This is a genomic window from Robertmurraya korlensis (assembly GCF_023715225.1).
Classification (GTDB): Bacteria; Bacillota; Bacilli; order Bacillales; family Cytobacillaceae; genus Robertmurraya_A.
In genome coordinates this window covers 245,256-258,305 of sequence record NZ_JAMBNS010000008.1, presented here as the reverse complement: position 1 = coordinate 258,305, position 13,050 = coordinate 245,256, and the positions used below count along the sequence as shown (strand labels likewise).

General features: G+C 31.6%; 11 protein-coding genes. 1 reads left to right on the top strand and 10 read right to left on the bottom strand.

Going from position 1 to position 13,050, the window contains the following annotated elements; all coding sequences use genetic code 11:
* Positions 1-24: 24 nt before the first annotated feature.
* Positions 25-471 carry a hypothetical protein gene (locus M3175_RS15950; RefSeq protein WP_251520948.1) on the bottom strand — a complete coding sequence of 149 codons (447 nt, stop codon included), beginning with the start codon at positions 469-471 and terminating at the stop codon, positions 25-27.
* Positions 472-573: 102 nt separating this feature from the next.
* On the opposite strand from M3175_RS15950, the gene tagU reads away from it, so the two are divergent.
* On the top strand, positions 574-1,512 hold the full coding sequence (gene tagU / locus M3175_RS15945) for a polyisoprenyl-teichoic acid--peptidoglycan teichoic acid transferase TagU (RefSeq protein ID WP_251520945.1): 939 nt from the start codon (positions 574-576) through the stop codon (positions 1,510-1,512).
* A 369-nt stretch (positions 1,513-1,881) separates the two neighbouring features.
* Here the strand turns inward: tagU and M3175_RS15940 are convergent, their stop codons facing one another.
* From M3175_RS15940 to M3175_RS15900, 9 genes are all read right to left on the bottom strand, one after another.
* Complete coding sequence (locus M3175_RS15940) at positions 1,882-3,048, bottom strand: nucleotide sugar dehydrogenase (protein ID WP_251520919.1); 1,167 nt, start codon at positions 3,046-3,048, stop codon at positions 1,882-1,884.
* 311 nt (positions 3,049-3,359) lie between these two features.
* Positions 3,360-4,670 (bottom strand): O-antigen ligase family protein, encoded by a 1,311-nt coding sequence (locus tag M3175_RS15935; RefSeq protein WP_251520901.1) that lies wholly within the window; start codon positions 4,668-4,670, stop codon positions 3,360-3,362.
* A 37-nt stretch (positions 4,671-4,707) separates the two neighbouring features.
* A complete protein-coding gene (locus tag M3175_RS15930; RefSeq protein ID WP_251520899.1) occupies positions 4,708-6,120 on the bottom strand; it encodes a lipopolysaccharide biosynthesis protein in 1,413 nt (470 codons plus the stop codon).
* Positions 6,121-6,165: 45 nt separating this feature from the next.
* Positions 6,166-7,266, bottom strand: coding sequence for a glycosyltransferase (locus tag M3175_RS15925; RefSeq protein WP_251520895.1), 1,101 nt, complete (start codon positions 7,264-7,266; stop codon positions 6,166-6,168).
* A 74-nt stretch (positions 7,267-7,340) separates the two neighbouring features.
* Positions 7,341-8,498 (bottom strand): beta 1-4 rhamnosyltransferase Cps2T, encoded by a 1,158-nt coding sequence (gene cps2T, locus M3175_RS15920; protein ID WP_251520892.1) that lies wholly within the window; start codon positions 8,496-8,498, stop codon positions 7,341-7,343.
* A 34-nt stretch (positions 8,499-8,532) separates the two neighbouring features.
* Positions 8,533-9,540: a glycosyltransferase family 2 protein gene (locus M3175_RS15915; RefSeq protein ID WP_251520889.1), complete on the bottom strand. Its 1,008-nt coding sequence runs from the start codon at positions 9,538-9,540 to the stop codon at positions 8,533-8,535.
* Positions 9,533-10,702 (bottom strand): glycosyltransferase, encoded by a 1,170-nt coding sequence (locus M3175_RS15910; protein WP_251520887.1) that lies wholly within the window; start codon positions 10,700-10,702, stop codon positions 9,533-9,535. Before M3175_RS15910 ends, M3175_RS15915 begins: the two co-directional genes overlap by 8 nt.
* 69 nt (positions 10,703-10,771) lie before the next feature.
* Positions 10,772-11,446, bottom strand: coding sequence for a sugar transferase (locus M3175_RS15905; RefSeq protein ID WP_251520885.1), 675 nt, complete (start codon positions 11,444-11,446; stop codon positions 10,772-10,774).
* A gap of 1,294 nt (positions 11,447-12,740) precedes the next feature.
* Positions 12,741-12,956 (bottom strand): hypothetical protein, encoded by a 216-nt coding sequence (locus tag M3175_RS15900; protein ID WP_251520883.1) that lies wholly within the window; start codon positions 12,954-12,956, stop codon positions 12,741-12,743.
* Positions 12,957-13,050 lie beyond the last annotated feature (94 nt).

The window sequence follows — 13,050 nt, the reverse complement described above, 5'->3', positions numbered from 1 at the left end:
GTTGATATTTAGATAAAGGGGAAGCTAAAGAAAGTTGTGGGCTTCCCCTTTCTTTCGGTCAATATTTCCGTCAGATTGTGGACAAATGCTTCTGACAATTTCTTGCCAAAATAAAACGTCAGTAACAATAAGGAACCCAGCAAAAAAAAGAATAAACCCCCAAAGACTAATAACGGCATCATCAAATTCCATCTGCCCTCTACCTGTTATTTTTTGCTGTATTTCTATCGCAAATACTAACACCAGCATAATTGTAAAGGTATAGATAAACGAAATCGCTGTAATGCTAAAGGTAGCTAAGAATTTAAAAATAACATGGACTAAGAAAAAAGAAATAATACCAATAATACCAAATACCCATAAGTGCAAATCTTTATCTGTTAGATTTAAACCAGCACTTTCAGCCATCTCCATAATTAAATCATGGAAATGATTAACTATATTAGTAAGTATAAATATAAAATCTTTCATAATAAACCTCGTTTTTTGTTATTATTTGTTATAATATTATATCGTACTGTAATTTTTTTGTCGAAAAAATTTGCTGTGTATATCTATACTAGGAGGCTTTATATGGTATTACGTTCTGAAAACAAAGCTAATAAGAAAAAGAAAAAATGGGTTAAAATACTCATTTCAGTTTTTATAGTTTTATTTCTAGCAGTTGGTGCTTATGCTTTTTCCGTTTATAATTCGCTCTCTAATGCAGTTGAAACAATGCATGCACCAATAGACAGAGAGAAATCTGATAAGCGAACGGAAGATGTTGCATTAGAAGAAGCTCAGCCATTCTCAATATTACTTTTAGGAGTAGACCAGAGAGAGAATGACAGTGGCCGTTCTGACTCGATAATTGTACTCACCGTAAACCCTCAACAAAACTCAGTCAAAATGGTTAGCATTCCACGTGATACAAGAACTGAGATAGTTGGAAAAGGAATTCAGGATAAAATTAATCATGCCTTTGCTTTTGGTGGCGTCGAAATGTCAATTGCAACAGTTGAAAATTTCTTAGACATTCCAATTGATTATTATATCCAAATTAATATGGAAGGTTTTAAAGATATCGTAGATGCTGTTGGAGGTGTTACTGTTCAAAACACCTTAGACTTTACTTATGAAGGAACACATTTTAAAGAAGGTACACTTACACTTAGCGGAGCAGAGGCGCTTAAATACTCCCGTATGAGATACGAAGATCCACAAGGGGACTTTGGTAGACAAGCTAGACAAAGGCAAATCATTCAAGGTGTAATTAATGAAGGCGCAAGTTTGAGTTCATTAACAAATTATGGTGACATTTTTAAAGCACTTGGTAATAATGTTAAAACGAGCTTAACATTCTCTCAAATGGTTACAATCCAGAGTAAGTATAAATCAGCAAGTAAATCCATAGAACAAATTCAACTTGAAGGTCAAGGCGGTAAAATAAACGGCGTTTATTATTTTAATGTGTCCGAAGAAAAAAGAACACAAACACAGCAGTTATTAAAGGCACATCTTGGTATTTAATTTAAAGAGTCCACTGTGAAATAAAAAGTTGCAAATGGAATAAATATTAAATAACCTGAGTCCGATATTGATATAGACTCAGGTTATTTAATTTCTTTTAGAAGTTATTAGAATCGTATACATTTATGTGAAACATCGTTAAATATATTTTTGCATTCATTATTTTCCCCTTGATCTCTTCATCTGACATCTACTGAAGGCTCTTAAATTAATCATTATATGGTTTATTATTATCAATGGGATAAAAAAAGATGACCCCTATTCAATATAGGAATCATCTTCTATCAGCTTATCTCTTTTTTTATTGTTTTTTTGTAGAGGTACCAATTTAAACTATATAAACATTACATTAGGAATGCTACTTTCTAATCAATCCCTACTAAATAAATCCCTTGTATAAACCTTATCTTCTACGTCTGCTAAATCACTAGATAATCTATTTCCAACGATAACATCAGAAATCTCTTTAAACTCATTTAAGTCATTAATCACTCTAGAATTAAAGAATGTTTCCTCTTGAAGTGCCGGTTCATAGACAACTACTTCAATTCCTTTTGCTTTAATGCGCTTCATAACACCTTGGATCGCTGATTGTCTAAAGTTATCTGAATCCATTTTCATTGTTAAACGATAGATTCCTACAACCTTTGGATTTTTCTTCACGACCATTTCGGCAATATGATCCTTTCTGGTTCTATTAGCATCCACAATAGCTGTCATGATATTATTCGGTATATCTGCGTAATTAGCTAATAACTGCTTGGTATCCTTCGGTAAGCAATAACCACCATATCCAAAAGAAGGATTATTATAATGGGTGCCTATTCTTGGATCTAAGCCAACACCGTCAATAATCTGTTTGGTATCTAAACCACGTACTTCTGCATATGAATCCAGTTCGTTAAAGAATGCTACTCGCATTGCTAAATACGTATTCGCAAATAACTTAATTGCCTCTGCTTCTGTTGGGTTTGTAAATAAAACATCTACATCTTCTTTTAAAGCACCTTGAACCAATAAATCAGCAAATACCTTCGCTCTCTCTGATTGCTCCCCTACTACGATTCTAGAAGGGTATAAATTATCATAAAGGGCTTTACCCTCTCTTAAGAACTCAGGGGAAAAGATAATATTATCTGTCTCAAACTTTTCTCTAACCTTCTCTGTATATCCAACCGGAACTGTAGACTTGATTACCATTACTGCATCTGGATTGATGGAAAGTACATTGGCAATAACGGCTTCAACCGTTCTGGTATTAAAATAGTTCAGTTCTGGGTCATAGTTAGTAGGTGTAGAAATAATAACATATTCTGCATCTTTAAAAGCTTTGAAATTATCTGTTGTGGCAGATAGGTTCAATTCTTTTGTCGCTAAATATTCCTCAATTTCATGATCAATAATTGGTGATTTCTTATTATTAATCATGTCTACCTTTTCCTGAATAATATCTAGTGCAATAACCTCATTATGCTGTGCCAATAGAATTGCATTAGATAGTCCAACATAACCTGTACCAGCTACTGTTATTCTCATAAAGAAATTGCTCTCCCTTAATTTTGGAATTATCTTATTTCATTATATTGTATATTGCTTCTCAAAATAACTTTGATACTCCACACATATAATTTGCTCCCACTACTCTTTGTTGCCTGAGTACCATTGAAACATTTGAGCGATACATGATTCAAACGTATAAGTTGGTTTCCTTCGTTGGAACAATTACATAGCGTTTGTCATGACCAAGTCTTGGACATCCAGATCCGAAAGAAAAGGAATGACAACGGAGTACTTAATGAAAAATATAAAGACTTGGTTGTCTCCGAGAGATAAGATGACATCTATGTCTAGCTCTTTTCCAAGCCAAAAAACTTTGTCTCCTTCGGAAATTTCCTCGCTTCAAAGTAAATCGCAAACATGATTAAGAAATAGATTATATTGTTTAAATAGTAATATTGACTAGGTGTGAAATTCGCACACATTAAATTGGCGATAAATATACAAGCCGTTATTGTTTTAAGAATCCAATCACAATTAGAAGTAACTATCTTTATAACTAATGCTAAATTTAAAATAACAAAAAGCACAAAGATAATAAATCCAGATTCGACCAACACATTAAGATATTGAGAATGAATATCAATATCTCTAATGGAAAAGTGCTTTAAGAGGTACGTTCTATATTGCCCACTACCTATCCCAAATAGAAAATGATCAGGGACAATATTATTAAAAGTTCTCTCATATTGAGTAAATCTAGATGATGTTGTGTCACCGCGTTCTAAGAATAACTTCTGATAAATCAAGTTTCTGCTAAAGAAGAGACCAAGAACAACTAATATAGTGCCAATAACAACAAATTTAATATATCGATAGAACTTATCTCTATTCTTGTATATAATGACCGCAATAAAAATCATTAATTCAACTAATATTGCTCCATACGCACTGCGAGTTAGAGTAAGAATTGCAGCTATCAAGGTTAATACCAATGAAATAATACTTAGCTTGTCCTTCCTTTTAGCTACGTTATATAATGTTACCGCTACTAATAATGCCGCAAAAGTTCCCGCTGAGTTATTAGTACCAGCTAATCCAACCGCTCTCTTTGTTACTACTAACCCTTCTGTATAAATAATGGAGTCATTAAAATTTCCAAGCAGCAGCTTTTTGCCAGTAACATACTGAGCTATACTTAAAATCCCATTAAAAATTGCTAAATAATTAAAACCATTTAAAATCCTATTTATATCAAATTTATCTATACCCTTAAAAATTAAATACAATAGAAGGATACTTATATAAGTATGTGTAATGGTCAAAAACCTAACATAATCATCTACTCTAAAGAATAAATCATATAAAGAAATAATAAACAGTGGTAGAATAAAAATCCATTCTTTTCTTAGTTGAAACATTCTTTTATTGAAGAAAATAACAAAGCATGCGACGATAGCAATAAAGCCACTATGGACTCTACCCACACTATGTTCATCGTCCAGAAACTGTTCAAACCCAAGCGAAAGGTTAAAGCTTAGGGCAAATAGAATAGTTAAAAGAATGATCAAATTATCCTTCTCATCATTTTTCATTTTCAAATACTTAGCACTTATGAAAAATAAGGACAAGTATAGTATTAACAATATCAAAACTTTCATTTTTTCCTCCTATTTATGTAAAAGAAGTGGGACCTAATTAGCTAAAGTCCCATTCACCTTGTTTTTCTTTCCTAATAAATTTAATCATTTGTTTTATAGTAGGCATTTGTATCACTAATACAATTAGCAATAGTAGCATGTTAAATATTTGTACGTGTTCATTTGTATTAATAACACCCGCAATAAAGAGAATCACTGCTACTAAGTAATGTCTTTTTACAGAAAACCCTTCCCAGTTCTTATTAGAAAAATAGCTTCTACTTGCAAAGAATAGCAAAAAGGAAACCCCTGTTGAAATGGCAGCACCTACTGCTCCATATTTAGGTACAAGGATTAAATTTAAAGCGATGTTAGGTAACAAAGCAATGATGCCTACCCACAAGTTTAAATAACTCTTCTTAGAAAAGACGATACCTAAAGTTGTTGTTTCACTAACTGTATACATAATTGGTTGAAGACATAATAATCCAATGATGAATTTAGCATCATAATATTCATTGGATAATAGAACAACAATAATATCTTTAAACAAGAGAATGAAGCAGAATCCTACGGACATTATGAGCAGTATGGAGTGACTGATAAATTCAAAGTGCTTAATATGTTTCTTTTCATTATACCAGCGATACGCTGTTGGAACCCAAAAGTTCGCAAAACTAGTCTGTACGATTATTAATGTTGCCGAAACTTTAAGAGCAGCAGTTAGAATTCCAATTTCATAAAAGGTACTATAAATTCTTAAAAAGATTCTATCTAAAGAATTAAGTAAATTTGCCATTACTGCTGCAAATATCAACGGGAAACCGAATTTAGCAAGCTGAATCAATAGTTCCTTATCAAAATGCATTTTTCTAAAATTTAATCTCGATCTATACCTTATGATTAGATAGATATCTGCCAATACTTGTCCAAAAAAGGTGGAATAGATGACTGCTAAGAAATCCCTTCTTATAAAGAGGATAAATATTAGAGTTAATATTAGTATTCCTAATTTAACAAGTATATTTACAATAGAAAATTCTATTGCTTTCTCTTCCATCCTTATCGAAAGTAATAAAAACCTCTCAATTACCATAATAATTAATAGTAAACCAAATGTTATGGCAGCATATGTGTAAGACGCGTCTCCAAATAATAGTAAGGAGATGTAATCCGTGTTTAAACAAATAAAAATTGTAATTACGATGGATAAGAGAAGTGGGAATATCAATGCATTTAATAATAAATTATTTTTATTCTCCGCCTCATTAAACTCTCTAGTATACGCTTGATCTAAACCAAGGTATAACAGTGTTAATACTAAACCTAAATATAAAGTAAACATACCCGATTTACCATATTCTTCAGGCGAAATAAAATAGGTTGTTACAGGTATCGTTATAAATGCAATTAGGGCTCCTAATATGGGCCCAAATGAGAATCCAATAAATTTACCTAAAAACTTTTTCATGATATATTTAGAATCCTTTCTACTATTAAAAATAAAAAAAGGATATTATTTCTTTATTTTATTAAAAACTTGGTACCATTCCTTTATTATATTTTCAATGGCAAAATCTTTAGAGCGTTGCAGACTTTTTTGTTGATAATATTTTCTTAATTCATGATCCTGCATCATTTTTCTAAGTTCCATTATAAAACTATTAACATCATTACCTTTAACTAACACACCATATTCATTATCTTTTACTATTTCTAATGGTCCATTGTTATCAAAGCTTATGATAGGTATGCCTGCAGCCATTGCTTCTGTAATAACTAGTCCGAAACCCTCCCATCTAGAGGTGGAGATAAAAATAGATCCAGATAAGTATAAAGATTTCAAATCGCCTACCCCTAAAGAACCTAATAATTGAATCTTATCTTCTAAGTTTTTCTGGCGTATAGATTCCAAGAATTTCTCTCTATCCTCTCCATCACCAGCAACCTTTATCTTCCAATCAAGTTCCAAGCTCTCAGCTATTTCCAACAAGTAATCTAACCCTTTTTGCTCTATTGCTAATCTACCAACAAAGATAATGTTCTTATTTGTTAAATCACTAGTTTCATCAATTGTCATGGTAGAGGGGTTATAAATACAAAATGTATTTTGATTAAATTTTCTAAAATCTTTCTGATCCTTCACTGTTAAACAAATAACGGCATCGGCCAACTTAATACCGTTTAAATAGTCATGAAGAAACTTGACATAGTATTTACTAGTGTAAATGTGATACTCATTATGCTGCCATGCTATCACTTTTAAATTAGGGAACTTGTCTTTTATACATGGTATCAGGGCAGTTAGATCGCCTTGACAAAAAATTAGCATATCGTAATTATTTTTATCTAGATGAGTAATTAAGTCTGCTAATTGTTCCTTATATAATTCTTTAGCTGAAATCTGTTTTGAAAATAAACCAGACATGATGTTGTGTAGCTTAGTATATATTTTTCTAATAGGTGTCCTTTTATTTATTTCCTTTGCAATATGAATATCGTCATCAAGCTCATAAAAAAAAGAGTTCAATCCAGAAAAATCTAATATAGTAACATTCTCGCCATTTTCACTTAATGAGTTAGCTATGGTGGTCGTTACCCTTCCAACTCCACCCATCTCAAAACCATTGTTTACTATACATATGTTCATTTTGTACAACCTTTTTTATTTATTATCAACCAGTTTAAACGTTACCTTCTTGTAAATAAAGCCTCATACTCAGATACAATTTTATCCCAAGAGTACTCTTTGTAAATTCTATCTTTTGCTTTAACTCCGTAATGTTCTAATTCAGTCTCTTTCCACTGATCTACTGTTTCAATAAGTTTAGCAAGGTCCCCTGTTTTCTTACTGAAATAGACAGCACCATCTGCACCAACTTCTTTATTGAAATTAACCCCCAATAACAAGTTTAGTTTAGTGGAAGCAAGGGATTCTAATAGAGATGGGTTTGTGCCACCGACTTCATGACCATGTATATAGCCATATGCAAATTCTCTTATCTTTTTTAATAATTCCTGGTCATAAACTGTACCTACAAACTTAATTCGTTTGTCACTATCAAATTTTGTTTTATTTAAAAGCTCCTCGTAGAAACTATTCTGTTCGACATTAGAAATGATGACTAAATCTTTATTCGTTTTAGATAACATAAATTCCCTTATGATATATTCCAAGTTGTTTTCTGGTACAAATCTTCCAACAATCAAGTAATAGTCATTTGCTTTTACTGATTTACTTTGATACCAAGAAAGAAGCTCTTCAGCGTTATCTTCAAGTGTAGATTTAGTGACATCAGCACCATATGCAATAAAAGTCGTTTTTGGTTTATATTTCTTATAATCCTCTTTTATATAGGTTTCAATCCCTACAGAATCACATACTAAAAGATCTGAATTCTTAACCATTAGAGCTTCAGATAGTTTCCAATATTTTCTTATGGCGTAATTCCACTTACTTCTTTTCCACTCATGCCCATCTGGATTAACGTATACCTTCACATCCATTTTTTCCAACATCTTTTTGTAATGAGCTAAAAATGGGCCAATTCGACATGCCAATATATATACAATCGAATCCTTAAGGTTATGTTCTTTAATATAACGAACGGTTTCCCTCACACTATATAAATCATATAGAACTGCTTTAGCACTACCTATATCAGGAACATTAACGTTAAAGCATCTCGCATTGTTATAAGTAAATTCTTCATTATTATCGCCCAAACATGAAACATGGTAAAAAACTTGATCATTTGTTTTTCTTTTTGTTAACTCGTCAACAAATGTTTCAAACCCACCATATTTAGCTGGAATCCCTTTAGAACCCAGAATAAATACATTCTTCAAACACTATCATCCTTTTTCGACTAGATATCTCTAATTACTGGATCTTCGTATCTATATCAATTTTATTTATACGTCCAAACCACTGATGCATCTCTTTTGCATTCACTTTACTTTTCGTCATAATTGCTTGTCTATTACTCATGATTTTTTTCCAATTCTTAAATATAAACTTATATGCAGGCAATGTTGTTCTTTCCTTCAATAATACATAAACAAAAATCATGATTTCATAGCTTAAATACAAATGGCCATCATGCATAAGTCCTCTTTTACTTTCATTTTGCAACAGCATGATTATCTTATTTTTCACAGAGTGCATATTTACAAGGTCAGACATTTCTTTTCTCTTAAGGGGTGTATTGTTTCTGACATGGTAAGCAATTGCTTGTGGTGTATAAATGCATTTCCAACCTCTATGCTGCAATCTCCACGCTAAATCAACATCTTCTCTATAGGCAAAGAAATATTCTAAGAAATATTCTTGTCCGATTTTAATATCTTCAAGGGCTTCTTTTTTATATAAAGGGGCTGCACCAGAAGCACCAAACACATATTCCATGTTTTCGTATTGTCCGGTATCTACTTCTTCCCCGCCTCTATCAAGACTTCTTCTATTTTTTTGAAAGAAAACTCCTGTTGAATCAATAACATTTGTCTTTTTTAGAGTAGCTGGATCACATCGAAGTAATTTCCCAGAAACAGATCCTATACTTTCATCAAATTGAATAGCTTTTACCATTTCTTCAATAAAATTTTCTTCAGCAAAAATGTCAGGATTATATGGCATATAATATTCACCATCAGCTAGACTAATAGCTAAATTATGCCCTCCACAAAATCCCAAGTTTTCTTCACTTTTAATAATTCTTGCCTGTGGGCTTACCTCTTCAATAATTTGAACAGTATCATCTTTTGAATTATTATCTACAATAATAACTTCCATATTCTCATATGTTTGCACATTTAATAATTCGAGGCATTTTCTAATAAATTTGGAACTATTCCATGTAACGATTCCAACTGTTACTTTGTTGCTAATCATGTTTCACCTCATCAATAATTTTGCAAATATATTCCGCTCTATTTTTCCAAGTATTCTGAACCATATAATTCATTCTACGATGTTTTAATTCTTCATTATTATTGTTAACGGCTATTCTAACTTTATCCACAAATTCCTCTGCAGATTTAGCTCGATAGATAAAACCTTCGTCGTTAGGTAGAATATCTGTAGGAGGAATATCTGTTGTGACAATAGCACTTCCACATGATAGGTAGTCATAGATTTTCATGGAATCTTGGGAAAGAGTATAATTATTCACAAGATGAGGGACAATTGCTACATCAAATGCACTAATATAACTACTTAAGTGATCATAACTTACAGATCCTAGTAGCTTTAGGTTTCTATATTCACTGATTAATCGATTAAAAACATCTGAATCTAGATGGTTTTCACCTAAGAAGACAATATTATAGTCACTGAAGTTCTTCAGTAACTTTTCTAATATATCTAAGTCTATTCTACTATGGATATGTCCAACATATCCGATTGTTTTGTTATCGCCAAAATTCTGTTTATGGGTCTTATTATTGTTTATAACCAATGAAGATGTATTTGGTAATAAAAATACATTGTTCTTATTATTAAAATACTTTTGTTTCATATAAGTTGTATTGACAAACACAATATCAGCATTTCTTTTTGCCGTTTCATATCCTAAAAGAATATATTTCATATGCTTTTTGTTGTTTTCAAACAAAGGTGAAATAGCCCAATCGTCATAGGCATCAAAGATATTTAGATTATATCTCTTATTAAACATATAAGTCGACTTCGGATCAAAAACCCATAGGTATTCCTGGTTTGCACCAAGAAATGCAGAACACTTTTCAATTAGTTTTGGTAGAAATGATTGCTCCCAAAAACCAAAGGGTAAAAAATGTTCTAAATAATAGATTTCTTGGCACTCATCGAACAAGAGCTTAAAAAATGTTCCTCTTACTATAGTATTTCTATCTTCTTTACCTTTAGATCGTAGGATTCTTTTAGGATTAATTCTATTGACAACCATAACGAAGCCAAAGTTGCCTGTTTTCTTTACATATTCCACTAGTTTCAATGGTCGATTATTCTTGTTTTTCAAAATATGATCATACCAATTATGTGGTGATACAACTATTAATAATTCGTTATTTTTCATATTTCATTCCTTTAAATTTTAATTGTATTAATTTAAATAAACTGCTCAAAATACTAACAGTATTCAAAATTAGTATGCATCTTTTGATCCGAATAATACCAATACTGTCTTTAGTATAATTTGTATATCAAAAAACAAAGATCTCTTTTTAATATAACTTATATCTAGCTCAACCATTTCTTCAAAACCAACATTACTTCTCCCACTAACTTGCCAAAGCCCTGTACATCCCGGTACAACTAATAATCTTTGACGATCGTAACTTGTATACTCTGCTACCTCTCTTGGTAGTGGCGGTCTAGGTCCAACCAAGCTCATATCTCCTCTTAACACATTGAATAATTGCGGTAGCTCATCAATACTAGTCTTTCGAATAAATTTTCCAACCTTTGTCACTCGAGGATCATCTTTCATCTTAAACATGGCTCCAGAAGCTTCATTTAATGCTAACAATTCTTTTAGTCGTTCTTCTGCATCAGATGCCATAGATCGGAATTTATACATATAAAACTCTTTACCATCTTTCCCCACTCTTTTCTGTTTGAAAAGGACTTTACCTTTTGGATCTTCTAACTTTATTAATAATGCAATAAAAATAAACACTATAAAGAGCAAAATTAACCCAACTAAAGATCCAACAATATCCACTGCTCGTTTCATTACAACATAACTACGAGCAGAATTTATAGACAAGTCCTGCTTCTTTTCAACATAAATAGACTGTTCTTTAATTAGTTCGGACATCCATATACCACCTATCTTTCTAATTTCATGTAAAATCAACTTATCATTATTTAACTAACACTTTATACTTTTAAAGTAAAACACTAAAATACCAAACTACTTCCTTATAACAATAGTAATTTACCATTGTAGCAACACCTCGTAAATAGTAAATAACTGTAAAACGCTAAGCTAATGGTTATTATTTTGTAACTTAGTTTAATGATTGCATTTCGTTCATTTAGATAAAACTTAACAACTCAACCGGCTGTATCCTAATAATATAATAGTTCTTTTTTTTTACAATTGTCTAGTTAACTTACTAATTCATTACATCCTCATAATATAATTAAAATTCATACTCCGTCCTATTAATATTGACCTATGTTATTATACACAATCACTACCAATTATTCACCAGTTCATCCGAATTTTTTCTTAATAATATGGTTTATTTGATATTATCAATATTTTTAAACTATTAGTAATGCAAGATGGTCATGGGGATCGTCATGGGGACAGGTTCCTAGTCCCGAATCAGGAGTGGAAAGAGACAGTTTACCTGTCCCCATGTCCAAGCTATTGCTATTTAGACTGCATAGCACTGAATGACATTCTTTGATTTGCAGAAATTATAACGATGATGTGGAGAAGAGAAAGGGAAACACAAAAGACATAATAGCTGCATACCATTAAATAAAACACCAACTTCTCTTTCTTATTTATTGTACAGCTTTATCTGGATCAGGCATGTCACAAGTTTGAATATTTTTTAAATGATACTATATAATATGAAGAAAAATATTTAATGAAAGAGTTTTATCTATTAAACCTATTCTCAGTAAGATAACATATATCTACTAAGGAGAAATAGATTATGATAGACAAAACAATGGAAGATTTCCATTAATAAAAATAAGGGATCAAACATTACCTTTGAAGGAGTTAGGAGAGTATCTGATACTACGAGGTATTCAAAGTGAAGATAGAAATGATAGATTATTTCTATCTTGTATTTACATTGGGACAAGTTCCTGTCAAAATTCTTCATCTTAGAGTCAACGATGCCCTAAATTTGTTTAATATGATCATGACAATTTATTATATTCGCAAAGAGAAATTAACAACTATAATTTTATACCTTTGAATTCCAATATTCAACAAATTTTCTATAACCAAAAGTATCTATAAATGATGGCAAAAGCTGTTCATCTCTTAGCTTGTAGGATGGAACATGTATCATTCCTTCACAGCAGGTTGCTTCCTTACGATGATTTCCAACTATAATCTCAAAATACCCGTGTTGAATAACTGTCTAGCTCACATTAACGTTAGATAAATGTTCTTCATTTACCCTTCCTCTTTGTTGATACTGAAACCATGTCGACACCTCAACCAGTTCTTCCTTGGCAGGTATCGTACCTTCAAGGGTCGCTTCCATGATTCTCGATATATTGAACTGAAACACACCATTACGGTAAATCGCTGCTCCTTCATAAGTAGGAAGGGGGTAGCGTTCATTCAACTCCATTCTTCTATTATTACACAATCTTTTTTCCTCTTTTCTATGAAACCATAGCGATCGATTCTACTTTTTAAGATCCTCAGTTAAATAAACATTAACA